Origin of the sequence: Lentzea albidocapillata subsp. violacea, assembly GCF_900100275.1 — a bacterium.
In the GTDB taxonomy this organism is placed as follows: Bacteria; Actinomycetota; Actinomycetes; order Mycobacteriales; family Pseudonocardiaceae; genus Lentzea; species Lentzea violacea.
In genome coordinates this window covers 751,684-777,817 of the sequence record NZ_FNET01000001.1, presented here as the reverse complement: position 1 = coordinate 777,817, position 26,134 = coordinate 751,684, and the positions used below count along the sequence as shown (strand labels likewise).

Annotated in this window: 29 protein-coding genes; 11 read left to right on the top strand and 18 right to left on the bottom strand. The window is 70.2% G+C overall.

Features of this window, described 5'->3' with window-relative positions; translation table 11 throughout:
- Window positions 1-67: 67 nt before the first annotated feature.
- Window positions 68-1,195 (top strand): BMP family lipoprotein, encoded by a 1,128-nt coding sequence (locus tag BLR21_RS03305; RefSeq protein WP_090004102.1) that lies wholly within the window; start codon window positions 68-70, stop codon window positions 1,193-1,195.
- 11 nt (window positions 1,196-1,206) lie between these two features.
- Here BLR21_RS03305 and BLR21_RS03300 read toward each other — a convergent pair whose 3' ends face one another.
- Window positions 1,207-1,797 carry a TetR/AcrR family transcriptional regulator gene (locus BLR21_RS03300; protein WP_176929429.1) on the bottom strand — a complete coding sequence of 197 codons (591 nt, stop codon included), beginning with the start codon at window positions 1,795-1,797 and terminating at the stop codon, window positions 1,207-1,209.
- 65 nt (window positions 1,798-1,862) lie between these two features.
- Between BLR21_RS03300 and BLR21_RS03295 the strand changes: the two genes are divergently transcribed.
- Entirely contained in the window at window positions 1,863-3,281 is a 1,419-nt protein-coding gene (locus BLR21_RS03295; RefSeq protein ID WP_090004100.1) for an aldehyde dehydrogenase family protein, read from the top strand.
- A 15-nt stretch (window positions 3,282-3,296) separates the two neighbouring features.
- Here the strand turns inward: BLR21_RS03295 and BLR21_RS03290 are convergent, their stop codons facing one another.
- Window positions 3,297-3,851: a CGNR zinc finger domain-containing protein gene (locus tag BLR21_RS03290; RefSeq protein ID WP_090004099.1), complete on the bottom strand. Its 555-nt coding sequence runs from the start codon at window positions 3,849-3,851 to the stop codon at window positions 3,297-3,299.
- 87 nt (window positions 3,852-3,938) lie between these two features.
- On the opposite strand from BLR21_RS03290, the gene BLR21_RS03285 reads away from it, so the two are divergent.
- A complete protein-coding gene (locus BLR21_RS03285) occupies window positions 3,939-4,877 on the top strand; it encodes an EamA family transporter (protein WP_090004098.1) in 939 nt (312 codons plus the stop codon).
- Between the two features lie 37 nt (window positions 4,878-4,914).
- Window positions 4,915-5,376 (top strand): P-loop NTPase family protein, encoded by a 462-nt coding sequence (locus tag BLR21_RS03280; RefSeq protein WP_090004097.1) that lies wholly within the window; start codon window positions 4,915-4,917, stop codon window positions 5,374-5,376.
- 46 nt (window positions 5,377-5,422) lie between these two features.
- On the opposite strand, the gene BLR21_RS03275 is transcribed toward BLR21_RS03280, so the two are convergent.
- From BLR21_RS03275 to BLR21_RS03255, 5 genes are all read right to left on the bottom strand, one after another.
- Window positions 5,423-7,093 (bottom strand): cellulose binding domain-containing protein, encoded by a 1,671-nt coding sequence (locus tag BLR21_RS03275; RefSeq protein ID WP_090004096.1) that lies wholly within the window; start codon window positions 7,091-7,093, stop codon window positions 5,423-5,425.
- Window positions 7,093-9,393 (bottom strand): cellulose binding domain-containing protein, encoded by a 2,301-nt coding sequence (locus BLR21_RS03270; RefSeq protein WP_256334420.1) that lies wholly within the window; start codon window positions 9,391-9,393, stop codon window positions 7,093-7,095. The genes BLR21_RS03275 and BLR21_RS03270 overlap by 1 nt, the downstream gene beginning before the upstream one ends.
- Window positions 9,394-9,645: 252 nt before the next feature.
- A complete protein-coding gene (locus BLR21_RS03265) occupies window positions 9,646-9,837 on the bottom strand; it encodes an FAD-dependent oxidoreductase (RefSeq protein WP_143027608.1) in 192 nt (63 codons plus the stop codon).
- A gap of 50 nt (window positions 9,838-9,887) precedes the next feature.
- Window positions 9,888-10,280, bottom strand: coding sequence for a hypothetical protein (locus tag BLR21_RS03260; protein ID WP_090004491.1), 393 nt, complete (start codon window positions 10,278-10,280; stop codon window positions 9,888-9,890).
- Window positions 10,281-10,380: 100 nt separating this feature from the next.
- Complete coding sequence (locus tag BLR21_RS03255; protein ID WP_090004094.1) at window positions 10,381-11,271, bottom strand: DMT family transporter; 891 nt, start codon at window positions 11,269-11,271, stop codon at window positions 10,381-10,383.
- A 97-nt stretch (window positions 11,272-11,368) separates the two neighbouring features.
- Between BLR21_RS03255 and BLR21_RS03250 the strand changes: the two genes are divergently transcribed.
- Window positions 11,369-11,953, top strand: a complete 585-nt coding sequence (locus tag BLR21_RS03250; RefSeq protein WP_090004490.1) for a TetR/AcrR family transcriptional regulator — start codon at window positions 11,369-11,371, stop codon at window positions 11,951-11,953.
- Entirely contained in the window at window positions 11,937-12,692 is a 756-nt protein-coding gene (locus BLR21_RS03245; protein WP_090004093.1) for an NYN domain-containing protein, read from the top strand. The genes BLR21_RS03250 and BLR21_RS03245 overlap by 17 nt, the downstream gene beginning before the upstream one ends.
- A 42-nt stretch (window positions 12,693-12,734) precedes the next feature.
- On the opposite strand, the gene BLR21_RS03240 is transcribed toward BLR21_RS03245, so the two are convergent.
- The 6 genes from BLR21_RS03240 to modA all read right to left on the bottom strand — a co-directional run bounded on the left by BLR21_RS03240 (window position 12,735) and on the right by modA (window position 18,641).
- Window positions 12,735-13,757: an LLM class flavin-dependent oxidoreductase gene (locus tag BLR21_RS03240; protein WP_090004092.1), complete on the bottom strand. Its 1,023-nt coding sequence runs from the start codon at window positions 13,755-13,757 to the stop codon at window positions 12,735-12,737.
- Between the two features lie 58 nt (window positions 13,758-13,815).
- On the bottom strand, window positions 13,816-15,114 hold the full coding sequence (gene paaK / locus BLR21_RS03235) for a phenylacetate--CoA ligase PaaK (RefSeq protein WP_090004091.1): 1,299 nt from the start codon (window positions 15,112-15,114) through the stop codon (window positions 13,816-13,818).
- Between the two features lie 26 nt (window positions 15,115-15,140).
- Window positions 15,141-15,914 carry a three-helix bundle dimerization domain-containing protein gene (locus BLR21_RS03230; RefSeq protein ID WP_256334418.1) on the bottom strand — a complete coding sequence of 258 codons (774 nt, stop codon included), beginning with the start codon at window positions 15,912-15,914 and terminating at the stop codon, window positions 15,141-15,143.
- Between the two features lie 119 nt (window positions 15,915-16,033).
- The gene (locus BLR21_RS03225; protein WP_090004488.1) at window positions 16,034-17,080 is read right to left on the bottom strand and encodes an ABC transporter ATP-binding protein; all 1,047 of its coding nucleotides are present in this window, start codon (window positions 17,078-17,080) and stop codon (window positions 16,034-16,036) included.
- Window positions 17,077-17,874, bottom strand: coding sequence for a molybdate ABC transporter permease subunit (gene modB / locus BLR21_RS03220; RefSeq protein ID WP_090004090.1), 798 nt, complete (start codon window positions 17,872-17,874; stop codon window positions 17,077-17,079). Before modB ends, BLR21_RS03225 begins: the two co-directional genes overlap by 4 nt.
- Window positions 17,871-18,641, bottom strand: a complete 771-nt coding sequence (gene modA / locus BLR21_RS03215) for a molybdate ABC transporter substrate-binding protein (protein ID WP_090004487.1) — start codon at window positions 18,639-18,641, stop codon at window positions 17,871-17,873. The genes modB and modA overlap by 4 nt, the downstream gene beginning before the upstream one ends.
- A 161-nt stretch (window positions 18,642-18,802) precedes the next feature.
- On the opposite strand from modA, the gene BLR21_RS03210 reads away from it, so the two are divergent.
- Both BLR21_RS03210 and BLR21_RS03205 read left to right on the top strand, forming a co-directional pair.
- Complete coding sequence (locus tag BLR21_RS03210) at window positions 18,803-19,759, top strand: threonine ammonia-lyase (protein ID WP_256334416.1); 957 nt, start codon at window positions 18,803-18,805, stop codon at window positions 19,757-19,759.
- Between the two features lie 75 nt (window positions 19,760-19,834).
- Complete coding sequence (locus BLR21_RS03205) at window positions 19,835-20,047, top strand: DUF2795 domain-containing protein (RefSeq protein ID WP_143027585.1); 213 nt, start codon at window positions 19,835-19,837, stop codon at window positions 20,045-20,047.
- A gap of 56 nt (window positions 20,048-20,103) precedes the next feature.
- On the opposite strand, the gene BLR21_RS44355 is transcribed toward BLR21_RS03205, so the two are convergent.
- Both BLR21_RS44355 and BLR21_RS03195 read right to left on the bottom strand, forming a co-directional pair.
- Window positions 20,104-20,700, bottom strand: a complete 597-nt coding sequence (locus tag BLR21_RS44355) for a LysM peptidoglycan-binding domain-containing protein (RefSeq protein WP_090004088.1) — start codon at window positions 20,698-20,700, stop codon at window positions 20,104-20,106.
- Between the two features lie 251 nt (window positions 20,701-20,951).
- On the bottom strand, window positions 20,952-21,344 hold the full coding sequence (locus BLR21_RS03195; RefSeq protein ID WP_090004485.1) for a hypothetical protein: 393 nt from the start codon (window positions 21,342-21,344) through the stop codon (window positions 20,952-20,954).
- Between the two features lie 114 nt (window positions 21,345-21,458).
- On the opposite strand from BLR21_RS03195, the gene BLR21_RS03190 reads away from it, so the two are divergent.
- Complete coding sequence (locus BLR21_RS03190; RefSeq protein ID WP_176929428.1) at window positions 21,459-22,418, top strand: carboxylate-amine ligase; 960 nt, start codon at window positions 21,459-21,461, stop codon at window positions 22,416-22,418.
- A 7-nt stretch (window positions 22,419-22,425) separates the two neighbouring features.
- Window positions 22,426-23,415, top strand: coding sequence for an iron-containing redox enzyme family protein (locus tag BLR21_RS03185; RefSeq protein WP_256334415.1), 990 nt, complete (start codon window positions 22,426-22,428; stop codon window positions 23,413-23,415).
- On the opposite strand, the gene BLR21_RS03180 is transcribed toward BLR21_RS03185, so the two are convergent.
- Together BLR21_RS03180 and BLR21_RS03175 are read right to left on the bottom strand one after the other, a co-directional pair.
- Window positions 23,337-23,564 carry a CDGSH iron-sulfur domain-containing protein gene (locus BLR21_RS03180; RefSeq protein ID WP_090004085.1) on the bottom strand — a complete coding sequence of 76 codons (228 nt, stop codon included), beginning with the start codon at window positions 23,562-23,564 and terminating at the stop codon, window positions 23,337-23,339. The two genes, BLR21_RS03185 and BLR21_RS03180, sit on opposite strands and share 79 nt — an antisense overlap.
- Window positions 23,506-24,195: a HemK2/MTQ2 family protein methyltransferase gene (locus BLR21_RS03175; protein WP_090004484.1), complete on the bottom strand. Its 690-nt coding sequence runs from the start codon at window positions 24,193-24,195 to the stop codon at window positions 23,506-23,508. Before BLR21_RS03175 ends, BLR21_RS03180 begins: the two co-directional genes overlap by 59 nt.
- A 112-nt stretch (window positions 24,196-24,307) precedes the next feature.
- Between BLR21_RS03175 and BLR21_RS03170 the strand changes: the two genes are divergently transcribed.
- The gene (locus BLR21_RS03170) at window positions 24,308-25,498 is read left to right on the top strand and encodes a zinc-dependent alcohol dehydrogenase (protein ID WP_090004084.1); all 1,191 of its coding nucleotides are present in this window, start codon (window positions 24,308-24,310) and stop codon (window positions 25,496-25,498) included.
- Between the two features lie 60 nt (window positions 25,499-25,558).
- On the opposite strand, the gene BLR21_RS03165 is transcribed toward BLR21_RS03170, so the two are convergent.
- A complete protein-coding gene (locus tag BLR21_RS03165; protein WP_090004083.1) occupies window positions 25,559-26,002 on the bottom strand; it encodes a DUF4383 domain-containing protein in 444 nt (147 codons plus the stop codon).
- Between the last annotated feature and the right edge of the window lie 132 nt (window positions 26,003-26,134).

Genomic DNA, 26,134 nt, shown 5'->3' with positions numbered 1-26,134 from the left:
GGCCGAGGTGCGAGGTAGCGTCCGGCTCTCCAAGCCGAGTTAGAGGAGACGAACCGTGCGTCGTCGTATGCGTGGCACCGCCGTGGCCGCGATCGCGCTGACCAGCCTCATGGTGGTGAGCGCCTGTGCGAAGGACTCCGGTGGTGGCACCACCCCGGCCGCGTCGGGCAACGGCTGCGAGTTCTCGGCGCCGCCCACCGCGCCCGCCACGTCGAGCACCAGCGCCGCCAACGACAAGAAGGTCGACGGCAGCGCGCTGAAGATCGGCCTGGCCTACGACATCGGTGGCCGTGGCGACGCGTCGTTCAACGACCTGGCCGCCGCCGGCTTCGACAAGGCCATCGCGGACATGGGTGTGCAGAAGGAGAACACCCGCGAGCTGTCCGCGGCGCCGAACGAGGACGAGTCGGCCAAGCAGACCCGCCTGCGCCAGCTCGCGTCCGAGGGCTTCAACCCGATCGTCGGCGTCGGTTTCGCCTACACCGAGTCGCTCAAGGTGGTCGCGCCGGAGTTCCCGAACGTCAAGTTCGGCCTGGTCGACTCTGCTGTGGACGGTGTCGCGAACGTGACGCCGCTGGTCTTCGCCGAGCAGGAGGGCGCGTTCCTCGCGGGCGTCGTCGCCGCGTACCAGAGCAGGAAGTGCCACGTGGGCTTCGTCGGCGGCGTGGACATCCCGCTGATCCAGAAGTTCGAGGCGGGCTACAACCAGGGCGCTCGCACGGCGGCGCCCAAGGTCAAGATCGACAAGAAGTACATCACCCCGGCCGGCGACTTCACCGGTTTCCAGGACCCGCCCAAGGGCCAGGAGGCCGCGAAGGGCCTGATCGACAAGGGCGCCGACGTCGTCTACCCGGCGGCGGGCGCGTCCGGCATCGGCGTGTTCGCGGCGGTGAAGGAGGCGGGCGTGCTGGCGATCGGCTGCGACGCCGACCAGTACAACCAGCCCGCCGTCGCGGCCAACCGCGACGTCATCGTGGCCTCCAGCCTCAAGCGCGTGGACGTCGCCGTCTACGACTTCTTCCACGCCGCCGCGGCGAACGACCTCGCGTCGCTGCCGAAGGTCTTCGACCTGAAGTCGGACGGCGTGGGCTACGCGACGTCGGGCGGCAAGATCGACGCGAAGCTGCAGGGCATCCTGGAGGGCTACAGGGCCCAGATCATCGACGGCACGATCAAGGTCGCGGACACGGTGTAGCTGAACGCGGATCAGGCGAGGCTGATCGCCGCGAGCAGAAGGCGGAGCTCGGCCTCGCCGGCGTCGTGGGCGCCGGTCTCGACGAAGACCGACCGGGCCAGGGCGGTGCCGATCAGCACCAGCGTCAGCACGTCGACCTGCGCGCTGCAGACGGCGTTCGCGAGCTCCCCGCGGCCGGTGGCCCGGTCGATTAGGGCGCCGAGCTCGCCGCGCACCGCCAGGTAGACGTCGTCGTGCAGGATCCGGCGCAGTTCCGGGTCGTGCGCGGCCTGGCCCATCAGCGAGAGCAACGCGGGGCCGGTGGCGGCTTCGAGGATCTTCCGCTTGCGCGCCAGGAGTTCCCGCACGTCGCCCTCGAGGGTGCCGGTGTCGATCCCGGTCAGCTCCGCCTGGGCGATGTGCCGGGCCACGGCTCCGGCGAGGGCCTGTTTGGAGGGCCAGCGGCGGTAGAGGGACGCGGTCGAGGCGCCCGCGCGCTTGGCGACGGCGGTCGTGGTGAAGGAGGCCCACCCCGACTCGGTGAGGACCTCGATCGCCGCGGTGATCAGGGCCGCGTCCACCCGCGGGTCTTTGGGGCGCCCCTGTGCCGCGTGCGTCGTCATCCCGTCCAGCATACCGGGGCAAAGAAACGAAAAGGATCTGTTTCGTATTGGGGTACGGTGGGCGCATGCCCACGACGACAGCTGACATCGCCGCGACCGTCTCCGGCGCCCGCGAGGTGTTCGACTCCGGCGTCACCCGTCCCCTGGCCGCCCGCATCGCCGGTCTCCGGGCGGTGCGCGCGATGCTCACCGAGAACGAGGCCGCGTTCGAGGCCGCCCTGTGGAGCGACCTGCACAAAGGCGCGGGCGAGGCGCAGCTGACCGAGATCGGCGTGGTGCTGGCGGAGATCAGCCACACGCTGCGCCACCTGCGGAGGTGGTCGCGGTCCCGGCGCGGCCCGGTGCCGCTGGGGCTGTGGCCGGCGCGGGCGCGGCTGGTGCCCGAGCCGCTCGGCGTGGTGCTGGTGATCGCACCGTGGAACTACCCGATGCAGCTGCTCCTCGACCCGCTGGTCGGCGTGCTCGCGGCGGGCAACACGGCGGTTCTCAAGCCGAGCGAGCTGGCGCCGGAGACGTCGGCGCTGATCGCGCGGCTCGTGCCCGCCTACTTCCCGGACGGCACCGTGCGCGTGGTCGAGGGTGCTGTCCCGGAGACGACCGAACTGCTGGCGCAACGCTTCGACCACATCGTCTTCACCGGCAGCGGCACGGTCGGCCGGATCGTGATGCGAGCCGCGGCCGAGCACCTGACGCCGGTGACGCTGGAACTGGGCGGCAAGTCACCCGTCTGGTTCGACGACGACGCCCACCTCGACCAGGCGGCGCGGCGGCTGGTGTGGGCGAAGTTCACCAACGCGGGCCAGACGTGCGTCGCCCCCGACTACGTGATGACCACCCCCGACCGGGTGCCCGCACTCGTGGAGGCGCTCGGTCGGGCGATCACGGACCTGTGGGGTGCCGACCCGAGGGCGAGCGAGGACTACGGCCGGATCGTGGACGAGCGGCAGTTCGACCGGCTCGTGTCCCTGCTGGACGGCACGAACGTGGTGATCGGCGGCGACCACGACCGGGCGGAGCGGTACCTCGCGCCCACGGTCGTGACCCTGAGCGGCGACCGCCTGTCCGTCGGCCCGGACGCGGCCCATCCGGTGCTGCGCGAGGAGATCTTCGGCCCCGTGCTGCCCGTCGTCGCGGCCGACTCGGCCGAGCAGGCGATCGACGTCGTCAACGCCTGGGACAAGCCCCTCGCGCTGTACGTGTTCACGTCGTCCGCCCGCACCCGCCGCCTGTTCGAGCAGCGAACGTCCTCCGGCGCGGTCGTCCACGACGCGGGCCTGATCCACGTGGCGGCGAGCGGACTGCCGTTCGGCGGCGTCGGCGCCAGCGGGATGGGCGCCTACCACGGCCGGTACTCGTGGAACGCCTTCTCCCACCTCAAGCCCGTGCTGCGCAAGCCGCTCGCGTTCGACACCCTCCGGCTCGCGCAGCCGCCGTTCACCGGCTTCGCCACGCGCCTCGCCCAGCGCGTGATGCGCCGCGGGTGACGTGACGACCCCGTCTCAGCGGCCGTCCGCGCGCCGTTCGCGGAACGCGATCATGTTCATCCGGTTGCCGCACCGCACCGTGCAGAACCGCTTCAACCCGTTGCGGGACAGGTCGAGCAGCAACCCCTCGCAATCGTCGGCCGCGCAGACCCGCAGACGATCCATCTCGTTCATCCGGATCACGTCGATGAGGGCGAGCGCGGCCTCGACCCGCATGCGTTCGGCGAGCGGCGAGGTGGGCTCGGTGGCGTGCATGTGCCAGTCGAGGTCGTCGTGCCGCACGAGATGCGGCAGCGCCTTCGCGTCGCGCAACATCTTGTTGACGGCCTCGACAGCGTCATCGCGACCGAGTGACCACACACGCCTGAGCAGCGCGCGCGTCAGGTGGACGTCCCGCAGTTCCGCCTCGTCGCCATCGATGCGCCCCGAGTAGTGGAACCGGCCGAGCAGGGCCGTCAGCTGGCCGACGGTGGCCAGCTCGTCGTCGCCACCACGCGACGCCGACGGGTCGGTGTTGCACAGCGCCACGACGAACGCGAGCGACTCCTCGGTGTCAGGGGCAAAACGCAAATTGACTCCTTACCGAGACCGGCCTAGCGTCAGGGTCATGAACCACGTTAGACCATGACACCGTCCGGAACCGGGAGGCACGCGACGATGGGGATTCCGTCGAAGTCCACGGGCCTGATCGCGGCGGCGGTCTCGTTCATCTCGTTCGGCACCTCCGGCGCGTTCGTCAAACCGCTGCTGGAGGCCGGCTGGTCCCCCGCCGCCGCCGTCACGGTCCGCGCGCTCACCGCCGGTCTGGTGCTGCTGCCGTTCGTCCTCGTCCTGATGCGCGGCCGCTGGACGTTGCTGCGGCAGGCTCGCTGGCCGGTGCTGGGCATGGGCCTGGTCGGCGTGGCGGTCACCCAGGTCCTCTACTTCGCGGCCATCCAGCGAATTCCGGTGGCGACGGCACTGCTCATCGAGTTCCTCGCCCCGCTCCTCCTCGTCGGCTTCACCTGGGCGGTCAGCAGGCGCACACCCGCACCCGTCGTCCTGGTCGGCTCGGTCCTCGCGGTCGGCGGCCTGGTGCTGGTGATCGGCCCCGGCGCGATCCAGGCCGTGGACCCCATCGGCCTGGCCGCCGCTTTTGGTGCCGCCATCGGGTGTTCCGTGTACTTCGTGATCGCCGCACGCCCCAACAACGGCCTGCCGCCGGTAGCGCTCGCCGGCGCCGGCCTGCTGCTCGCCGTACCGGTGCTGGCCCTGGTGGGAGCCACCGGCCTGCTGCCGTTCACCGCCACGTTCGGCGACGTGCCGCTGTTCGGCACCCCCACGCCCTGGTGGGTGCCACTGCTCGTCGTCGCGGTCATCGGCACCGCGCTGGCCTACGCGAGCGGCATCACCGCCTCGGGGATCCTCGGCTCACGGCTGGCGTCGTTCATCGCGCTGCTGGAGGTCGTCTCCGCCTCGCTGTTCGCCTGGCTCCTGCTGGGCGAGGGCCTCTCGCCGTTGCAGTTGCTCGGCGGCCTGCTGATCCTGGGTGGCATCGCCTCGGTCCGCGCCGAACGCCAGAAAGTGGAACCGGTCGCCACACCCGCGCACGTCTAGGTCCTGCGCGCATGGTTGCTCTGGCACGATCGCGGTCATGGAACGCGTCGTCATCCTCGGCCGTGGCGGCGCCGGGAAGTCCACCCTCGCCACGGCCCTGGGCGCCGCGTCCGGGCTGCCCGTCGTCGAACTCGACCAGCACTTCTGGGGACCGGACCTGGAACCGACCCCGCACGACCTCTGGGCCATCGTCCAGGGAGAGCTGGCCGCCGAAGACCGGTGGATCATGGACGGCGACCTCGGCCCCCACGACGTGCTCGAGGTCCGGCTGCGCAGGGCGGACACCGTCGTCCTGCTCGACTACTCCTTCCCGCGCTGCGCCTGGCGCGCACTGCTCAGGTCCCGCGAGAGCGCCGGCTTCTGGCGCTGGGTGTGGTCGTGGCGTCGCAGGTACCGGCCGCTCCTGCTGAACGCGATCGCGGCTCACGCCGGCCACGCGCGGCTGCACGTGTTCCGGAGTCCGCGGGCGACGGCTCGCTTCCTCGCACAGCACTCGTGACACGACCGTGCCCGGCGTCCACAGTGGAGCGCCGGGCACGGAGGTGTTACGGGGTGACGGGGGCGTTGGTCAGGCCCTTCACCGCCCCGGTCACGGTGTTGGAGGCATGGACGACGTTGGGCAGCGCCGAGCACTTCGACACCGACGTGACGTAGATGGCGTACTGGCCCACGCCGCCGAGGTCCGAACGGTTGTTGCGCCAGGTGTTGCCGCAGCCGTTGGGCAGGGCCGGGGTGGTGCTGGTGTTGTGCGTCTCGTAGCCGTTGGCGAAGGTGCCGGGGCTGCGGAACGTGCCCGTGTTGTCCTCGATCAGGTAGCCGATGCCCTTGACGTCGACCCAGGAGTCGGCCGAGTTCTGGCCGCTGATGCCCTGGCCGTCGAAGGTGTTGCCGCGGATGACGCCGTCGTAGGTGCCTTCCTTGACGTCGATGGCCTCGGCCGCGACGTTCGGGCCGATTCTGTTGTTCAGCACCTGGACGCGGTCGCTGCGGTCGATGCCGCCGTTGTTGCCATGGCAGGCCCAGTTCGAGTTGGCGGAACCGAGGTACACGCCTTCGCCGTAGCCGCGCTGCACCAGGCCGGTGTCGGTGATCGTGGAGTTGCGGATGATGCCGTCGGACGAGGAACGGCGGAAGTGGACCGCTTCCTCGTCGAGGTGGTGCACCGAGACCGCGTCGATCGTGGTGTGGTGCGAGTTGTCGAGGACGATGCCCTTCTTCGACTCCTGCACGGTGAACCCGGTGAGGTTCCAGTACGGGGAACCGAAGAGCCACAGGCCGTAGCCGGAGTCCCAGCCCGCGGTGGGCGCGGGGCAGGACGGGGCGACGCCGCTGGGGCCGTCGTTGATGAGGACGGCGTCACGCGGGCCGGTCAGGGTGATGCGCTGGGACGCGGTGCCCGCCCGGCCGTTGGCGGCGAACGCGCCGCGGTACGTGCCCGCCGCCATCCTGATCGTCTGGCCGGGAGTGGCCGCCGCCAACGCTGCCTGGAGCTGTGCCGCGGTGGACACGTCGACGGTGCTGCCGCCGCCGCTGCCCGGACTGGTCGTCGCGCTCACGGCGGTACTCGCCGCCGACCTGTTGCCCGCCGCGTCCCTGGCTCGCACCGAGAACGAGTACGCGGTGGCCGGCGACAGGCCGCTGACGGTCGCCGACGTGCCGGTGACGGTCGTGCTGACCGCGTTGCCGAGCAGCACCTCGTAGCCGGTGACGCCGACGTTGTCGGTCGACGCCGTCCACGCGAGCGACACCGAACTGGAGGTCACCCCGGTGGATCGTGGGCCGGTCGGCACGGTGGGCGCCTGCGTGTCCACGGGCGGGGTGGTGCCGCCGCCACACGACACACCGTTGATCGTGCAGTTCGTCGGCAGGCCGCCGCCGGAGGCGTTGAAGCCGAACTTCGTGCTGGCACCGGGTTTGACGGCACCGTTGTAGCCCACGTTGGTGAACTTGTGGTGCTGGCCCGTGGACGTGCGGACCGAACTCCACGAACTGCTGACCGTGGTGCCGGACGGCAGGTCGAACTCGACCGTCCACGAGGTGCTCGCCGCGTCACCGGAGTTGGTGATCGTCACGTTCGCGCCGTAACCGCCGTTCCACACCGACGTCTGGGTGACCGCGGCCTTCAGCACGGGTGCCGCCGCCTGCGCGGACGCGCCGCTGAGCAGTGCCGCGACGGTCGCGGCGACCCCGGCCAGTGCCAGTGCCCTGGTGCCCATCAGTTGCCTCCGCAGGAGTTGCCGTTCACGGTGCAGCCGGTGGGAAGACCGGTGCCCGAGGCGTTGAAGCCGAACTTCGTGCTGGCGCCGGCCTTGATGGCACCGTTGTAGCCCACGTTGGTGAACTTGTGGTGCTGGCCCGTGGACGTGCGGACCGAACTCCACGAACTGCTGACCGTGGTCCCGGAGGGCAGGTCGAACTCGATCGTCCACGACGACGTCGCGGTGGCGCAGCCGTTGGTCAGCGTCACGTCGGCGCCGTAACCGCTGCTCCACACCGAGGTCTGGGTGATCTTGGCGGTGAGGCACGAACCCGACGGCGGGCTGGTCGTCGTGGTCGTGGTGCTCGTGGTCGTCGTAGTGGTAGTCGTCGTCGACGACGTGGTCGTGCTGGTCGGCGGGGTGCCGTTGATCGACCTGAGGAACAGCGACGCCGCCGAGTCGGTCTTCGTGGCGTCCACGCCGTGGCCGCCGGTGAAGTCGCGCTGCTCGTTGGAGGCCCAGTCGCTGATCGGCGTGCCGCCGATGTCGAGGTGCTGGTAGCCCGTGCCGTTCCAGCCGAACTGGTAGATTCGCGCGTGGTCGGCGTAGTAGTCGTTGAACGGGCCGCCGGCCGCGGTCTGCTTCGTCATGGTGTTGTTGAAGAAGACGTTGCGGGGACCGGACGCGCCGGACCACTTGACGGCCTTCTTGCCCGCGCCCCACCAGATCGGGAACCAGCTGGAGCTGTCGGGTCCGCCGCCGCCCTCCTCACCGCAGTTGGCGCGGCAGTTGGCCGACCGGTGGGCGTAGGGCACCCGCACGGTGTTCAGCTCGAAGAGGTTGTTGCGCTCCCAGCCGCCGTGCAGGTTCAGGTCGGAGTCGAAGTCGTTGCCGATCACGACGTTGCCCGAGGCGGACCACTGGAACGTGAAGTGGCGCAGGTTGCGCGAGGTGTTGCCGGCGTAGAGCGAGTCCCACACCCGAGAGCCGCGGAAGTAACCGTTGCCGCCCTTGCCCTTGTTCCACGAACCGTCGAGCTCGTTGTTCACGATCTGTAGGTTCTTGGCCTCCTCGGTGACGATCGGGTGCGACCCGGTCATCTCCGCGCGGATGCCCTTCACCCACGAGTTCGCCGCCCACTTGAACACGATGCCGTGCATCTCGGCGGCGGGAGCCATGTTGCCGTAGTTGTTGATCGAGTCGGCCTGGTCGAGGCCGGGCATCGCCTGGGAGAAGCCGAAGTCCTCGAAGCCGACGCCGACGACCGGGTCCACCAGCGGGGAGGCCTTGGAGTCGTAGACGGCGCCCGCGATCGGCGCGGAACCGTCCGAAGTGGACGTCACCGGGACGTCGTACTCCAGCGGCTTGTCGAGCGTGACGGTCTTGTTCGCCGTGTCGACGGCCGAGATCGTGAAGATCTGCGCCCGCATGTGCATGTTCAGCATCGGGAACGCGGTGCCGGTGGCCTTCTGCTGCTCGTAGAACTTCACCGAGTTCGCCGCGCGGATGTTGATGAACGACCCGACGGTCATGGCCGCCATGTTCGCGTTCGTCGCCAGGTGGACCACGCGGTCGCCCTGCTTGGCGGAGTTCACCGCGTCACCCGGCTTCGCGCGCAGCTTCGAGCCGGCCTTCCAGTGCACGTTGACCGTGCCCTCGAAGATGTCCTTGCGGTTCTCCGGCGCCGCCGCGTAGTCGCTCGCGTAGCTGGAGTGCACGCCACGTGACTGCACCCGGAACAGGCCGCGGCCCGGCCACAGCCAGCCGCCCTTGCCCTGCCCGGACGTCATGCCGTCCTCGTCCCAGTCCGAACCGTCGGGGGTCAGGGAGTCGTACAGGGTGTTCGCGTCCGGCCGGAAGGTGATCTTCGTGGCGTCCCTGCCGGCGCCGCGGATGATCAGGTAGTCCGCGTCGGCGTGCAGTTCGCGCGAGACCGCCAGCTCACCGGCGGGCAGCGTGATCAGGCTGAGCCTGGAGTAGCTCGCCGACGGCGAGCAGGTCGTCCTGATCGAGTCGATGGCCGCCTGCAGACCCGCCGAGTCGTCCAGTCCGTCGTTCGGCTTCACAGCGAACTGGCTCGCCAGTTCGGCGGCGGTGATCTGGCACGCCGCGCTGGAGTTGACCTCACTCGGACCGGGGAGGTGCTGACCTCCGCGATAACCGGCCCTGCTCCAGTCGTACAACCCGCTGACGGGTGCCCGGCGATTGCCCGCCGAGGTGTCCAACCCGGTGAGCGCGCCCGCGCCAGGGGCCGCGTCGGCCGTGTTCACCAGCACGGCGATACCCGCCGCGGCGACTGTGCCCACAATGCCGAGCACCGCTGCTCGACGTAGGCCTTGACTTCGGGACACGCATGCCTCCAGGGACTCTTCGGACCGCGGTTGTGGGGCGGCTCACACCGAGGAATCGAATTGTGAATAGCCCACGAAGTCCCCGTCAACAATTCGTGCGAGATTCGCAGAAATGTTCGAGCATGTGAACATCAGATATGTGAATTAGGGAATCTGCAACGTTTTCAGAAGTCTATTTCACCACTTTGACGACCCCTGGAATGGATTCACCGTGGAGACTCAGGGCTTCGACACGGAGAGCACCTCGTCGGCGGCACGGTCGCCCGAGGTGAGGGCGCCGTCGACGTGGCCGTTCCGGACCGACGCGGTCTCGGTCCCCGCCCAGTGCAGGACGCCGGTCGGGGCACGCCAGCCGTGCTCGCCGTACCGCGTCCAGCCGCCGGGGTAGACGAAACACGCGTTGCCGCCGATGGTCCAGCCGTCCTCGGACCAGGAGTGCGGCCAGCCGGCGTGCTATACCCTCAGAAGTCGTCGCCGCTCGTCAGCGAGTGCTCCATGGCGTCCGCGCGGGCGACCAGCAACGCGAGCGGGCGTTCGAACTCCTCCCGCACGCTCAGGTCCTCCAGCGGCACCATGTGCTTGAGCAGCGCGAGACCGTCCACCACCGCCGCCCCACCCACCTGCGACTCGCCCGCGAGCTCGAGGAAACGGCGCAGGTCGACGTCCGCGGCGCGGCCGACCGGCGAGGAGATCTCCACCCACGCCGCGCCGCCGAGGTCCGGCAGGTGGTGCACGGAGACCTGCTGGGTCCGCGCGCCGTCGGTGTCGAGGCGGAAGCGCAGCCAGGCGTCCGACTCCTCCAGCACCTCGTACCGCAGCCGGACATAGTTGATCACTTCAACCCAGGACGTCACGCCCGGTTCCGCCTCTCTCACGCCCGTTGCCGCCACCACCGTAATGCGGGAACAGGGCGTTCGTGCCGCTTTGACCGATCGTGTCGCAAGAGACCGCCGGTCACCCGAACTGGACGAGCAGGGAGCCCGCCACGAGCAGCGCGAGGCCGGTGACCCGCGCGGAGGTGAACGGCCTGCGCGGCATCCGGAAGAGTCCACAGTGGTCGATCACCGCCGACGCGATCTGCTGCCCGGTGACGGTGAGCGCGACCGTGGTCGCCGCACCGATCTCCGGAATCAGCAGGAACGTCGCGGTGACGTAGGCCGCCGCGCACCCGGCGCCGAGCCAGCCCCACCACGGCATGTCCTTGAGCGGCACCGGGTTCGGCGCCGGAGTGCGGTTGAGCAGCAGCACCACCGCGATGGCCAGCGTCGCCACGGCGAAGCTGATCAGGGCGACGGCGATCGGCGCGTGCAGGTCGGCGCGCAGCCTGGCGTTGATCGCGCCCTGCACGGGCAGCACCGCGCCCGCCACGATGCCGAGCCCGATCCAGCCGGCCCGCGTGGCCCGCACCGGCCGGGAGAGCACGGTGATGCCCGCGAGCACCGCCACGGCCCCGATCACGATGCCCGCGGACAGCGGCTTCTGCGGCACGCCGAGCAGCCCGAACAGGTCCAGCGCCACCGACGCGAACATCTGGCCGGTCACGAAGAGCCCGACGGCGGCGAGCGCGCCGAGCCTCGGGAACAGCAGGATGCCGCTGGTGATGTAGAGCGGGCTGGCCAGTCCGCCGGCCAGGTGCCACGGCTCGACGTCCGGCACCAGCGCCACCGCCCCGATCGTGCCGGTCGCCGCGGCGAGCACCGCGAGCAGCACCGCGGCGAGTCCGAGCTGCAGCGCCGACGCTCCGTACGGCGTGCCGACCGCCTTGGTCAGCTGCAGGTTCGCCGACGCCTGCACGGCGAGCAGGCACCCGGCGAGCAGAGCAGAGCCCAGAAGAACGAAGTGCACGACGACCCCCAATAAGTGGACACGATGTCCGCTAATCCAGGGTAGGCATGAAGTGGACGCACTGTCCACTTACTTGATGATCGAGTATGATCCGCCCATGGCCAAGGAACGCGCCGACGCCGCGCGCAACCGGGCGAGGGTCCTGGCCGCCGCCGAGGACCTGTTCGCGGCCAAGGACGCCCGCCAGGTCACGATGGACGAGATCGCGCGCGCCGCCGGCGTCGGCCGCGCCACCCTCTACCGCCGCTACCCCGACCCGTCCTCCGTCGCCGCCGCACTGCTGGACGAGCACGAACGCGTCCTGCAGGAACAGCTGATGGGCGGCCCGCCACCACTGGGACCAGGGGCACCGCCCGCCGAACGCCTCGCGGCGTTCTACACGGCCATGACGGGCCTGCTGGAGCGGCACCTGCACCTGGTGCTCGGAGCGGAGACCGGTGACGCCCGGTTCCGGACGGGGGCCTACGGTTTCTGGCGGCTGCACGTGCTGACACTGCTGCGCGACGCGGCCGTGCCCGGCCCGGAGGGCCTGGTCGAGGTCCTGCTCGCGCCGCTGGCCCCCGAGATCTACCAGGAACAACGGCGCCGCGGCCTCTCCCCGCACCAGATCACCGCCTCGCTGACGTGGCTCAGCCGGCTGCTGGACATCCGAAAGGCGAACGACCGTGGTCACTGCCAATGAGAGCGCCGTCAAACTCGCGGTGCTGATCGACGCGGACAACGCCCAGCCCTCGATCACCGAGGCGCTGCTGGCCGAGATCGCCAAGTACGGCACCGCACACGTCAAGCGCGCGTACGGCGACTGGACCGGCACCAACCTCAAGGGCTGGAAGGACCACCTGCTGGCCCAGTCGATCCAGCCGATCCAGCAGTTCGCCTACACGACCGGCAAGAACGCGACCGACGCCGCGATGGTCATCGACGCGATGGACCTGCTGTACTCCGACCGCTTCGACGGCTTCTGCATCGTCTCGAGCGACTCCGACTTCACCCGCCTCGCCGCACGCCTGCGCGAGTCAGGCCTCACCGTCTACGGCTTCGGCGAACGCAAGACGCCCAAGCCGTTCGTCGCGGCCTGCGACAAGTTCATCTACGTCGAGAACCTCGCCTACCCCGAGGCCGAAGCCCCCACCGAAACGCCGCTGGCGCGGAAGTCCACGGTGTCCGTCGCCCAGCTCAAGGGCGACACCACCCTCGTCAAGCTGCTGCGCAACGCCGTCGAGGCGGCGTCCGACGAGGACGGCTGGGCCTCGCTCGCCGCGGTCGGCAGCATCATCACCAAGCAGCGCCCCGAGTTCGACTCCCGCACGTACGGCTACTCCAAGCTCAGCGACCTGATCACCGCGACGACGCTGTTCGAGGTCGATCGCCGCGTTCAGGGCAAGAAGTCGGCGGTCTACGTGCGGGACCGTCGTCGATGATTCTTTTTGGTCAACACTGAAGCAATAGAGATTGCTGACCCGTCAGCGCCAGCCCAGTGCCGGTGCCACGTGCGTCAGGATGTTCTCCAGGACGTGCACGTTGAACTCGACGCCGAGCTGGTTCGGCACGGTCAGCAGCAGCGTGTCCGCCTCGGCGATGGCCTCGTCCCCCGCGAGCTGCTCGACCAGCACGTCGGGCTCGGCCGCGTAGGAACGGCCGAAGATCGCCTTGTTCGGGCCGTCGATGAAACCGACCTGGTCGGTGCTCTTGCCGTCGCCGCCGAAGTACATGCGGTCGAGGTCCGTGGTGAGCGCGAAGATGCTGCGCGACACCGAGACGCGCGGCTCGTGCTCCCAGCCGGCCTCGGTCCAGGCCTTGCGGAACGCCCTGATCTGGTCGGCCTGCTGCACGTGGAACGGCGCGCCGCCCTCGTCGAACTTCAGGGTGGAGCTCATCAGGTTCATGCCCTGCTGGGCCGCCCAGGCGGCGGTGCCGTTGGAACCCGCGCCCCACCAGATCCGGTCGCGCAGGCCCGGCGCGTGCGGTTCGAGGCGGAGCAGGCCGGGCGGGTTCGGGAACATCGGGCGCGGGTGGGGCTCCGCGAAGCCGCCGCCCTCCAGCACCTTCAGGAACAGCTCGGCGTGCATGCGGGCCATGTCGGCGTCGGTCTCGCCCTCACCGGGTCCGTAGCCGAAGTGCCGCCAGCCGTCGATGACCTGCTCGGGCGATCCCCGCGAGATGCCGAGCTGCAGCCTGCCGCCGGCGATGAGGTCGGCGGCGCCCGCGTCCTCGGCCATGTACATCGGGTTCTCGTAGCGCATGTCGATCACGCCGGTGCCGATCTCGATGCGGTCGGTCTTCGCACCGATCGCGGCGAGCAGCGGGAACGGCGACGCGAGCTGGCGGGCGAAGTGATGCACGCGGAAGTAGGCACCGTCCGCGCCGAGCTCCTCGGCGGCCACGGCCAGGTCGATCGACTGCAGCAACGTGTCGGCCGCCGACCTCGTCTGCGAGTGCGGGCTGTCGCTCCAGTGCCCGAACGACAGAAAACCGATCTTCTTCATGCCGTCCAAGATAGTTCAATGTTCAAGTAAATGCTGTGCCTCGTGCGTCACGCCCCGATCAGCGCTTCGGCCGGCGGTCCACGATCCGCTTCATCTTGCCGACGGACCGCTCGATCCCGCCCGGCGCGACGACGTCCACCGCGACCGTGACGCCGATCGAGTTCTTCACCAGCCGCCGCAGCTCCTCCCCCGCGCCGCCGGCCACGGCGTCCTCGCGGTGCTCCACGAGCACGGTCAGGTCGTCGAGGTTGCCGGTGCGGCTCAGCACGCACTGGAAGTGCGGCGACAGCGCGGGAACGCGCAGGATCAGCTCCTCGATCTGGGTCGGGAACAGGTTCACGCCGCGCAGGATGATCATGTCGTCGGTGCGGCCGGTGATCTTCTCGATCCGCCGCATGGTCCGAGCCGTGCCCGGCAGCAGGCGGGTCAGGTCACGCGTGCGGTAGCGGATGATCGGCATCGCCTGCTTGGTCAGCGAGGTGAAGACGAGCTCGCCCTCCTCGCCGTCGGGCAGCACCTCGCCGGTGACCGGGTCGATGATCTCCGGGTAGAAGTGGTCCTCCCAGACGTGCAGGCCGTCCTTGGTCTCCACGCACTCACTCGCCACGCCCGGCCCGATCACCTCGGACAGCCCGTAGATGTCCACCGCGTGCATGTCCAGGCGGCGTTCCATCTCGTGGCGCATGTCGTTCGTCCACGGCTCGGCGCCGAAGATGCCGACCTTCAACGACGTCGAGCGCGGATCGACGCCCTGCCGCTCCATCTCGTCGATGATCGAGAGCATGTACGACGGCGTCACCATGATGACGTCCGGCTCGAAGTCGCGGATCAGCTGGACCTGGCGCTCGGTCATGCCACCGGACACCGGAACCACCGTGCAGCCCAGCAGTTCCGCGCCCGCGTGCGCGCCGAGCCCGCCGGTGAACAGCCCGTAGCCGTAGGCGTTGTGCAGGACGTGCCCGGCCCGGCCGCCCGCCGCGCGGATGCTGCGCGCCATGACCTTCGCCCACGTGTCCAGGTCGGCCTTCGTGTAGCCGACGACGGTCGGCTTGCCGGTCGTTCCCGACGAGGCGTGCACGCGGGCGACCTCGGTGCGCGGAACGGCGAACATGCCGAACGGGTAGTTGTCCCGCAGGTCGGCCTTGGCCGTGAAGGGCAGCTTCGCCAGGTCCGCCAGCGACTTCACGTCGTCGGGGTGCACACCGCCGGCGTCGAGGGAGGCGCGGTAGTGCGGCACGTTCTCGTAGGCGTGGCGGACCGACCACTGCAGCCGTTCGAGTTGCAGCGCCCGCAACTCGTCGATCGAGGCGGTTTCGATGGCCTCCAGGTCGCCCGGCCGTGGGCTCAGGTCCAGCATGCCGCCACCGTAGACGACCGTCCGGCTCAGGCCCGGCGCAGCAGCCGGTGGGTGCGCCGGACCGCCGCGAGGCGTTCGTCGCCGTTCATCGCGAGGGCGCGGACCACCGGGTCGTCCGGTCCCCTTCGCTGCCGGATCTCGGCGAGCCTGCCCTGCACCGTCGTCGGGCTGCCGTCGGGACCGGTGCTCATGTCGCAGTACCAGAGCGCGTCCCGCAGGCGGCCGCGGTTGTCCGCGAACTCCCCGAGTGCGTCTGCCAGCCCGATGAGCTCGGCCACGGCCGCCGCGCCGGAGTGGTGCGCGACCAGGCCGCAGATCCGTTCCGACACGCCCGCCCTGCGCAGGTAGCGGGCCCCGTCGAGCGAGTGCAGGCCGGTGTCGCTCACCTCGGCGGCGTAGCCGATGTCGTGCACCCAGGCCGCGGCGACGAGCAGCTCGCGTTCCTCTTCGGGCAGGACGCGCGCCACGTGTTCGGCACGGCGTGCCACCCCGGCCGTGTGCGCCCAGCGACGGGGCAGCTCGTCGGCGAGCAGGCGGCGGGCGGTGTTGCGCGCCCAGGTCGACAGGAACGTTCCCGCCGTCGCCTCAACCGGGAACGCCCGCGCCGACGCCCGCACCTCGCGAGCCACGAACAGCGGCACGTAGTCCTGCAGCCGCGCACCTCCGAACCGTGCCCGCGCCCGTTCGATCCACTCGTGCACGAGGCTCGGTGGCACGTCGCCGTACTCGCGAACCAGCTGGGACTCCAGGCGCCGGATCTTCTCGTCCGCCTGGCTCACAACCTCCGCTGTGATCGTCACCCGTCCACCGTAAGCGCTGGCGCACCGCCTCGGCCACCGTCGTGCCGCGGGGTTTGGATCACATGGCCGCTGGACTGCGGCCGCGCAGGCGGAGCAGTTCGGCGCGGGGCGCGGGCGGTTCAGGCCGGATAGACGTGGACCTCGGTCGCCTTCACCGCCGCCCACAACGCGTCTCCCGGACGCAGCCGCAGGTCGGCGAGCGTGGCCGTGGTGATGTCCGCGAGCACGTTCGGCGCGCCGTCCAGACGGACACGGGTGGTGTGCGCGTGCTGTTCGATCCCGTCGACCGTGACCGGCCAGACGTTGCGCGGGCTTCCGCCCGGCCGTTCGGCGTGCAGGCTCACCGCGTTGGGCGGGAACACGACGTGTACCGGTCCGTCGACGGGCCGCGGGATCGTGAACGTGCCGCCTCCGTCCAGGCCGGCCTCGGTGCCGGCTGCGGTGCCGCGGTAGAAGTTCAGGCCGACGAGGTTGGCGACGTAGTCGGTGCGCGGCTGGCGGGCGACCTCCGCCGGCGGCCCCGTCTGCACCGCACGGCCGCCTTCCAGGATCATCAGCCGGTCGGCCAGCACCATGGCGTCCAACGGATCGTGCGTGACCAGCAGCGTGTGGCCACCGAAGTCCGCGAGGTGCCGGCCCAGTTCCGAGCGGACCTGCAGGCGGGTGCTCGCGTCCAGCGCGGCGAGCGGTTCGTCGAGCAGCAGCAGGCTTGGGCCGGTGGCCAGAGCACGAGCGAGAGCGACCCGTTGCGCCTGCCCGCCCGACAACGAACGCGGCTTGGTCTGCGCGTAGCCGTCCAGCCCGACCCGTCCGAGCCAGCGCGCCGCCTCGGCCCGTGCCTCATGCCGGCGCGTGCCACGCGATCTGAGGCCGAACGCGACGTTCTCCAGCGCGGACATGTGCGCGAAGAGCAGGTAGTCCTGGAACACCACGCCGATCGGCCGTTTTTCGGCGGGCAAGAACGCGTCCGCACCGTCCCATGTGGACTCACCGACGGTAATGTGCCCTGACGTCAACGGGAGCAGGCCTGCCAGGGCGCGGAGCGCGGTCGACTTGCCGGCACCGTTCGGGCCGAGCAGCGCGACGACCTCGCCCGGTGCGATGGTCAGGCCGAGGTCGAGAGTGAAGGTGCCGCGCGTGACGCGCAGGTCCGCTTTCAGGGTCACGTCGGCCCGCTGATCCACCGGTCGCGCAGACCGGCCAGCACACCGACGGACACCAGCAGCAGCACGATGCTCAGCACGATCGCCGCGTCCGGATCCGTTTCCAGGGCCAGGTAGACCGCGAGCGGCATGGTCGTCGTCTCGCCGGGGAAGTTGCCCGCGAACGTGATCGTCGCACCGAACTCCCCCAGCGCCCGCGCCCAGCACAGCACCGCCCCCGCCACCACGCCGGGCAGCACCGACGGCAGCGTCACCCGCCGGAACGTCAGCCACCGTGACGCACCCAGCGTGGCCGCCGCTTCTTCGTAACGCGGATCGGCGGCTCGCAGCGCGCCCTCCACCGAGATCACCAGGAACGGCATGGCCACGAACGCCTCCGCGACGACGACCCCGGCGGTGGTGAACGGCAGCGAGATGCCGAACCAGGCGTCGAGGTGCTCGCCGATCAACCCTCGCCGGCCCAGCACCAGCAACAGCGCGACACCGCCGACGACCGGTGGCAGCACGAGCGGCACGGTGACGAGCGCGCGCAGGAACCCCCGTCCCGGCAGGCCGGACCGAGCCAGCAGCCAGGCCAGCGGGATGCCGAGGAACAGGCACAGCACCGTCGCCAGCGAGGCGCAGATCAGCGACAACCGCAGCGCCTCACCGACTTCGGCACTGAGCGAGGTGGACAGTGAAGCCCAGGGGGTCCTGATGAGCAGCCCGGCGAGCGGCACCAGCAAGAACGCCAGGCCGATGACGGCGGGCAGGACGAGGACGACGGGCAGCCGTCCGCGGACTCGGTTGCGCGTCACGGGTGGTCGAAGCCCGCCGCGCTGAGCACCGCACGGCCCTCGCCGGACAGCACGAAGTCCACGAAGGCCTTGGCCGCCACGGCATTGGGTGCCTTGGCCAGCGGGGCGATCGGGTAGTCGTTGACCGCCTGCGCCGACTCGGCGAACTCGATGCCCTCGACCTTGTCGCCCGCGGCCCGCACGTCCGTCCGGTAGACGAGCGCGCCGTCGACCTCGCCGAGCGAGACCTTGGTGAGCACCGCCTTGACGTCCTGCTCCAGCGTGTCCGGCGCGGGCGTGACCTTGGCGAGCTCGAAGACCTTCTGCGACGCGGCACCGCACGGCACCTGCTCCGCGCACAGCGCGATCTTCCTGCCGGCGTCGGCGAAGTCCGCGAGTCGCGAGATCCCGCCGGGGTTGCCCTTCGGCACCACGATGGCGAGCTTGTTCCGCGCGAACGTCCTCGGCGCGTCCGTGATCGTCCTCGTGTCGGTCACCTGCTTCATGTTCGCAGGGGCGGCGCTCGCGAACACGTCGGCGGGCGCGCCCTGGTCGAGCTGCTGCGCGAGCGCCGAACTGCCGCCGAAGTTGAACCTGACCTTCGTGCCGGGGTTGGCCTCCTCGAAGTCCTCGCCCAGCCGGGTGAACGTCTCGGTCAGCGACGCCGCCGCGAACACGGTGACGTCACCGGTGACGGTCCCGGACGCGGTGGCCGCCTGGCCGCCGGAGCCGCACCCCGCGAGCATCAGCGCGGCGCCCACGAGCACGCTGTTCGCGATTCTGGACATGGTCCCGGCCTCCCGGCGGTCGACTTCACAGCCGATCCGCAGATTCGGCACTCCCCCATCTTAGGTTCCGCTTCTACGGATGCAACGACCACCCTGAAGGAGCTTCTGCGGATCGCTGCCGCAGCATGCCGTGGCGGTTGGGAGCACCCTAGGCTGGCTTCATGGCGGAGCTGCTGACCATCAACGACGTCCGGGCCGCGGCCGAGGTGCTCGACGGACGGGTGCTGCGCACACCCACGCTTCCCTCGCCGGGACTGTCCGCGTTGCTGGGCGTTCCGACGACGGTGAAGCTGGAACTGTTGCAGCGCAGCGGTTCGTTCAAGACGCGCGGCGCGTTCGCGAAGATCCTCTCGCTGTCCGCAGAGGCGCGGGCGGCCGGTGTGGTCGGGGTCAGCGGCGGCAACCACGGGATCGCGCTGGCCGTCGCCGCGCATGAACTCGGCGTGGCGGCGACCGTCGTGATGCCCTCCACGGCGCCCGCGCGCTCGGTCGAGCGCGCTCGGGCGGCCGGTGCGGACGTGCGGCTCACCGACGGCCTGGCGGCGGCGTTCGCGCTGCTGAACGACCTGGTGGAGGCGGGCGCGACGCTCGTGCACCCCTACGACGACCCGGTGGTGGCCGCCGGGCAGGGCACCGCGGGCCTGGAGTTCGCGACCGACGCGCCGGACGTCACCGACGTGCTGGTGAGCATCGGCGGCGGCGGGTTCGTCGCGGGCGTCGCGACGGCGTTCCACGCGCTGGTGCCCGGCGTGCGCGTGTGGGGCGTCGAGGTCGAGGGCGCGGACGCGATGCACCGCGCACTCGCCGCGGGTGGTCCGGTGGAGATCGCGCCGACGTCGATCGTCTCGACCCTTTCGGCGCCGCACGTGTCGCAGCTGACGTACGACCACGCCGTCGCGCTGGTCGAGGACGTCCTGGTGGTGTCCGACGCGGACGCCGTGCGGGGGTCGGTCACGCTGGCCGAGACGCAGAAGGTGTGGGCGGAGCCCGCCGCCGGGTGCCTGGTGGCGGCGGCGCCCGCCGTGCTCGACCGGGTCGGTCCCGGCGCGCGGCTGGGCATCGTGGTGTGCGGCGGGAACGTGACGTTCGCGGACATGGTCCGCTGGACGAACTCCTAGGATGCCGCCGCGCGCAACGGTTTCGCGGTGCGGCCGCGCTGGTTTTCGCAGTTCAACGCTGGGTACTCGACCGACATGGAGACCACGGAGGACGACGGGGAGGCCGAGTTGCGCCGGGTGCTGGACGAACTGTCCTACCCGGCCGACAAGGTGCGCATCGTCATCTGTGCCGAAGTCCACGACCTCGGTACCGACCTTCGCCGGCGGCTGCACCACCTGCCCCACCGCCGCTACTCCTCCCCGTCCGAGGTCGTGGCCGCGCTGCCGTCCGGCACGACCCGGCCGTGACCTCGTTGAGGAACAACGGCGCGGGACCTGTCAGCTGACAGGCCCCGCGCCGGACGTCACTTCGTCGCGATCTTGTCGCCCGGCCTGATGAGGTCCGGGTTGGTCAGGTAGCGGGCGTTCTTGGCCACCAGCGCCTGCCAGCCCCCGTCGACGCGCAGTTCCGCGGCGATGCCGCTCAGCGTGTCGCCGGACTTGATCGTGTAGTCGCCGTCGGGATTGCTCGTGGACGGCGCGGCCAGCGGCACCACGCGCGCCGGCACCACGCGCGACGCGGCCTTGCGACCGGCCGGGACCTGCCCCTTGCGCACTGGTTGCTCACCGCCGGTGGCACGTCGTCCGCACACGGGCCACGCGCCCAGACCCTGAGTCCGCAGAACGTTTTCGGCGACGCGGATCTGCTCCTCGCGGGACGCCTGGTGGGCGTGGCCGGAGCCGCCGTTGGCCTGCCAGGTCGACTGGCTGAACTGGAGTCCGCCGTAGTAGCCGTTGCCGGTGTTGGTCGACCAGTTGTTGCCGCTCTCGCACTTCGCGATCCGGTCCCAGTCGACCGGCGCCGAGGCTGAGGCGACCGTGCCGCCTGTGGTGACGAGCGCCGTCGCGGAGAAGGCGATGAGCACGGCGCGACTGGTGAAGTTGCCACGGAGATGACGCATGTCCCTTTGAACCCCGTCCCGCTCTCGCCCGCGAGGGGCGCCTGTCCGACGAGGAATTCGTCCATGGCATGGACAGGGCGTGCCGCTGGACAGGTGAGCGCACGGCGAACCCTGGTGGTGCGGCGGTCTCACGACCGCTGGCAGGACCGTAGGAACGTCGCGCCGGATCCGCACGGCCGGACGCGGGCAAGATCACCCGATAGGTCACTTTCCCGAGATCGATGTGTAAACGGCCGAAAAGACGTGTTCGCTCACCGGTCGGTGTTCTCTGAGTACGCGGCGGCACTGAGTCGCTGACGCTCGCGCTTGAGCTGCTTCTCGAAACCGTGCCGCTCGCCGTCCGCCAGGTCGTCCCGCACGGCACGTTCGACGTCACGGAACACGTCGTGGTACATGTCGTCGTAGTCCTCGACGATCTGGAAGGTCCACCGTCCAGGAAGGACGTTGCGGCCGAGCAGCTCGCGTTGGACGCGGTTCGCGTGGTCGGTGTGCCCCGCCTCGCGCAGCGCCGTGACCGCGTCACCGAGCTCGAAGTCGGCGGTGCCGGTGAGCTGGTGGAACGAGTACAGGTGACCACGGGCGCGTTCCGTGGTCTCCAGCGCCTTGCGGAGCTTGCCCAGCGCCTCGATCGTCTTGTCGTCCATACCGGCCCGAGTACCCCGTTGTGGTTCGCCCCTATCCCGCACGGGTACTCGGGCGGCGAGGTCCAGAAGAGCGGAGATGGGCACTTGCCGGATGCGTGCGCTGACACCGTTGGGGTGGAAGAAGAGTTTCTGCTCGTCGACGCTGCGTCCCAGCGGACGGTGATGCGCGCGCACGCCGTGCTGGCGCGAGTGCGGGACACCGAACTGACGAAGTTCCACGCGGAGCTGGCCGGAACGCAGGTGGAGGCCGCGACCGGACCGTGTACCGGCGTGGCCGCTCTGGGTGAGGCGCTCACGCAGGCCCGCGCGACGCTCGCCGACGCCGCCCGTGCGGAAGGCGTGGAGCTGATCTCCCGTGGCACGCCGGTCGAAGCCGCGACACGCTCGGTCATCGCGGACGGCGCCCGGTTCCACCGCGTCCTCGACATGTACGCGGGCGTCGTCGAGGACTACGAGGCGTGCGGCTGCCACGTGCACGTCGGTGTGCCGGACCGCGAGACCGCGGTGGCCGTGCTGAACCACGTGCGGCCGTGGCTGCCGACGCTGCTGGCGCTGTCCGCCAACTCGTCCGGCCACGGCTACGCGAGCTGGCGGATGGTGCTGCAGTCGAGGTTTCCCGGCTCGGGCGTGCCTCCGCTGTTCCGCGACGCGCGGGACTACGACGCCCAAGTCGCCCGGATGGTGACCTGCGGAACGCTCGTGGACGCGGCGCAGTCGTTCTGGCTGGTGCGGCTGGCATCCCGGCTGCCGACCGTGGAGTTCCGCGCGGCGGACGCCGCCGCGGAGGTCGGCGGTGCGGTGCTGCAAGCCGCACTGTCCCGTGCTCTCGTCCACGCCGCCCACGAGGACGTCCAGAAAGGCGCGGGACCTCCCGCTGTGCGCGACGACGTGCTCGCCGCCGCCGTGTGGACCGCGTCCAGGTACGGCATCGACGGTGTCGGGGTCGACCCGTGGCGAGAGTGCCGCGTGCCCGCGACCGTGCTGCTGGACGGCCTGGTCGAGTACGTGACGCCCGCGTTGGAGGAGCGCCGCGAACTGGTGCTCGTGCGTGAGTTGGTCGCCGCGCGGGTATGACACCGGAGTGCAACTACCATCGCCGCGCGGCCCCCTGTCGGAGCGGGTCGTCGCCACGCTGAACGGTGAACCCGACGGGCACGTCATCGAGTTCGCCGACGCCGACCCGTACGGCGAAGACCTGACCATCGCCCTGCACACGTTGTACGAGCTGCATTACGGCGGTTTCGACGGCGTGCACCCGGCCTGGGAGTGGGATCCGGAACTCCTGCGGCTGCGGGCTCGGATCGAGGACGTGTTCCTCACCCGGCTCCGGTCCGACGTGGACGGCGGCGACGACCTCGACACGGCTCTGGGAGACCTGCTGGTCGAGCACGTTCCCGGCAGCGGGGTGTCACACCACCTGCGCGACAACGGGACCTGGGACCAGATGTGCGAGTACTTCGCGCATCGTTCGGTGTACCACCACAAGGAAGCCGACCCGCACGCCTGGGTCATCCCCCGGTTGCGGGGCAGGGCGAAGGCCGCGCTGGTGGCGGTGGAGTTCGACGAGTTCGGCGGCGGACGGGCCGATCGCATGCACTCCCGGCTCTACGCCGACCTGCTCGACGGCGCGGGGATGTCCGCCGGCTATTTGCACTACCTCGACGACGTGCCGGCGCCCGCCATCGCGATCGTCAACATGATGTCGCTGTTCGGCCTGCACCGGTCGTCGCGCGGCGCCCTGGTCGGCCACTTCGCCGCGGCCGAGATCACGACGGCGCCGAGTGCCCGGCGGATGGCCCAGGCGTTGGAGCGCCTGGGCGCCGACCCGCGATGTGTCGAGTTCTTCACCGAGCACATCGAGGCCGACGCCGTGCACGAGCAGATCATGCGCAACGATGTCATCGGCTCGTTGCTGGAGCAGGAACCGTCGCTCAGGGCCGACGTGGTGTTCGGCATCCAGGCGACGGAACACCTCGAGTCACGGCTCGCCGCTCACCTGTTGTCGTCCTGGGACTCGGGTGAGTCGTCACTGCGGACCCGGCGGCGGTGGCTGGTGTCGCAGAACGGATAGCGCTTGCTACGGCGGCACGCGCACACCGCGACGACGAACCTGTCGCTCGTGTGGGTCACGCCGTCGTCGGTGACGAGCTCGACCGGCCCCTCAACCAGCACGGGGCCGTTCGGCACGATCGTCACCCTGCGCGAGCGGGCTTCGGTCACCGCGGATCACCACCAGTTCCTCGTCTACCTGTCCGGGCTCGATCAGGCCGTGCCGTTCCAGGAACGCCGTCCTGGACCGCATCACCGGCCCGAACGGCACCCGGCGCCGTTGCACGACAGAGGCCTTCAGCCCGCACTCACGCAACTGCCGCAACGTCAGGTCCACTCCGCACAGTGCGGAGTGGACCATCAGCAGCACGCCGCCGGGCGCGAGCAGGTCGAAGGACCAGGCGCACAAGGGATTCAGGAGCTCGCGGCCGTCCAGCCCGGCATCCCACGCCCTCGCCCTTCCTCGCGCGACGCAGTTCGCGGGCACGTACGGCGGATTGGCCAGCACGAGGTCGAAGGTCTCGTCTCGCACGACGTCGAGCACGTTGCCCTGGCGGACCCGGATCGGCGCGCGGTTCATCACCGCGTTGATCCGCGCCATCCACACGGCGCGCCGGGACACGTCCACAGCCGTCACATCGGCGGCACCGGCGCGCATGGCGGCCAGCGCGAGCGCGCCCGTGCCGGTCCCGATGTCCAGAACGCGGGCGCCCCTGGGGATCGCGGCCGCGTGGAGCGCTTCAAGCAGAAGCGCGGTGTCGTCTTGGGGCGCGTACACGCCCCGCGTCCTGAGCAACATCACGAACGTGGAATCGGCCTGCCACAAGGCCTTGAAACAAGCTGACAGCGCGTGTTTGCGAGCCGGTTACGGGGGCACCCGCCTCACAACTGTGTTTTTTCGGGAAGGAGCCTCGATGAAGGCGGTCACCTGGCACGGCAAGCGCGACGTCCGGGTGGAGACGGTGCCCGATCCCCGGATCGTGTCTCCGACGGACGCCGTCATCCGAGTCACCTCCACCGGTTTGTGCGGCTCGGATCTCCACCTGTACGAGGTGCTCGGCCCGTTCATGACCGAGGGCGACGTGCTGGGACACGAACCCATGGGCGTCGTCGAGGAGGTCGGCGCGGAGGTCACCTCGCTCAAGGCCGGAGACCGGGTGGTCGTGCCGTTCAACATCTCCTGCGGCCACTGCTTCATGTGCGAGCACGGTCTGCAGTCGCAGTGCGAGACGACCCAGGTCACCAGCCAGAGCAAGGGCGCGGCGCTGTTCGGCTACACGAGGCTCTACGGGCAGGTGCCCGGCGGCCAGGCCGAGTACCTGCGGGTGCCCCAGGCGCAGTACGGGCCGATCAAGGTGCCGGACGGCCCGCCGGACGACCGGTTCGTCTACCTGTCCGACGTGCTGCCGACGGCCTGGCAGGCGGTCGAGTACGCCGAGATCCCGGCGGGGGGCTCCGTCGCGGTCTTCGGCCTCGGGCCGATCGGGCAGATGTGCGCCCGCGTCGCCCTGCACAAGGGCGCCGGCCTGGTCATCGGGATCGACCTCGTGTCCGAACGCCTGGCCCGCGCGGAGGCGCACGGGGCGACGGTGATCGACACACGAGACCACGACAACATCGGCGACGCCGTCCGCGCGCTCACCTCGGGCCGGGGCGCGGACTCGGTCATCGACGCGGTGGGCATGGAGGCGCACGGCGCACCGGCCGCGAGGATCACGCACAACCTGGTGGCCGCACTGCCGAAGGCCGTCGGTGCGCTGATCACCGAGAAGGCGGGCATCGACCGGCTGAGCGTGCTGTACGCCGCCATCGACTCCGTGCGGCGCGGCGGCACGATCTCGCTGTCCGGCGTGTACGGCGGCATGATCGACCCGATGCCGATGATGGAACTGTTCGACAAGCAGATCAGGCTCCACATGGGACAGGCGAACGTGCACCGCTGGGTCGACGAGATCCTGCCGTTGCTCTCCGGCACCGACGATCCTCTCGGCGTCGACGACTTCGCCACCCACCGGCTGCCGTTGCAGGAAGCCCCGCGCGCCTACGAGATGTTCCAGAAGAAGCTCCACGGCGCTCAGAAGGTCCTGCTGCAACCCGCCGGTTAGCAGCCGAGAAACGGTGGGCATCGCCATTGCGATGCCCACCGTTTCTCCGTCACCAAGAATTCAGCGCGTGCGCGCGACGCGGCCGCGGCCCAGTGCCAGACCGAGGGCGATCATGCCGAGGCCGAGGAACAGGTGCAGCCAGTTGTCGGCGTTGTTGAGCGGCACGAAGTTGGCCTGGCTGTCGTGGTCGATCACCAACCCGTACAGCCACAGCACCAGATAGATCGCTCCGCCGCCGACGAGGTACCAGTACGCGCCGCCGGGCGTGCGGGCCATCAGGAAGCCGGCCACGCCGAAGGCGAGGTGGACGATGTTGTGCAGGACCGACACCGCGAACAGGCCCAGCAGCAACGCCTGGGACTCGTGGCCGGCCACCTCCAGCATGTCGTAGTTCGTGGTCAGGCCTGGGATGAACCCGGCGATGCCCACCAGCGTGAACACTGCGGCGACGACCATCGCGGCGATCTGGACGGTGCCACGTCGCGCCGTTTCGGTTCGGGACATGACGACTCCCTCAGATATGAGCCCTCTTCGGACGCGATCGGCTTACCCCCGCGAAGTCGCGTCAAACGTTTGTGTTCGAGTGGTTGGCGTCTGCGAATCGCGGGGTACGCCTGAGTGACATTCCTGTGCGGT

What these genes read in the sequence shown, in the direction of transcription:
- BLR21_RS03305 (WP_090004102.1), top strand. Translation starts at nt 68, where the DNA reads ATGCGTGGCACCGCCGTGGCCGCGATCGCGCTGACCAGCCTCATGGTG.
- BLR21_RS03300 (WP_176929429.1), bottom strand. Translation starts at nt 1,797, where the DNA reads ATGACGACGCACGCGGCACAGGGGCGCCCCAAAGACCCGCGGGTGGAC.
- BLR21_RS03295 (WP_090004100.1), top strand. Translation starts at nt 1,863, where the DNA reads ATGCCCACGACGACAGCTGACATCGCCGCGACCGTCTCCGGCGCCCGC.
- BLR21_RS03285 (WP_090004098.1), top strand. Translation starts at nt 3,939, where the DNA reads ATGGGGATTCCGTCGAAGTCCACGGGCCTGATCGCGGCGGCGGTCTCG.
- BLR21_RS03280 (WP_090004097.1), top strand. Translation starts at nt 4,915, where the DNA reads ATGGAACGCGTCGTCATCCTCGGCCGTGGCGGCGCCGGGAAGTCCACC.
- BLR21_RS03275 (WP_090004096.1), bottom strand. Translation starts at nt 7,093, where the DNA reads ATGGGCACCAGGGCACTGGCACTGGCCGGGGTCGCCGCGACCGTCGCG.
- BLR21_RS03250 (WP_090004490.1), top strand. Translation starts at nt 11,369, where the DNA reads ATGGCCAAGGAACGCGCCGACGCCGCGCGCAACCGGGCGAGGGTCCTG.
- BLR21_RS03240 (WP_090004092.1), bottom strand. Translation starts at nt 13,757, where the DNA reads ATGAAGAAGATCGGTTTTCTGTCGTTCGGGCACTGGAGCGACAGCCCG.
- paaK (WP_090004091.1), bottom strand. Translation starts at nt 15,114, where the DNA reads ATGCTGGACCTGAGCCCACGGCCGGGCGACCTGGAGGCCATCGAAACC.
- modA (WP_090004487.1), bottom strand. Translation starts at nt 18,641, where the DNA reads ATGTCCAGAATCGCGAACAGCGTGCTCGTGGGCGCCGCGCTGATGCTC.
- BLR21_RS03210 (WP_256334416.1), top strand. Translation starts at nt 18,803, where the DNA reads ATGGCGGAGCTGCTGACCATCAACGACGTCCGGGCCGCGGCCGAGGTG.
- BLR21_RS03205 (WP_143027585.1), top strand. Translation starts at nt 19,835, where the DNA reads ATGGAGACCACGGAGGACGACGGGGAGGCCGAGTTGCGCCGGGTGCTG.
- BLR21_RS44355 (WP_090004088.1), bottom strand. Translation starts at nt 20,700, where the DNA reads ATGCGTCATCTCCGTGGCAACTTCACCAGTCGCGCCGTGCTCATCGCC.
- BLR21_RS03195 (WP_090004485.1), bottom strand. Translation starts at nt 21,344, where the DNA reads ATGGACGACAAGACGATCGAGGCGCTGGGCAAGCTCCGCAAGGCGCTG.
- BLR21_RS03170 (WP_090004084.1), top strand. Translation starts at nt 24,308, where the DNA reads ATGAAGGCGGTCACCTGGCACGGCAAGCGCGACGTCCGGGTGGAGACG.
- BLR21_RS03165 (WP_090004083.1), bottom strand. Translation starts at nt 26,002, where the DNA reads ATGTCCCGAACCGAAACGGCGCGACGTGGCACCGTCCAGATCGCCGCG.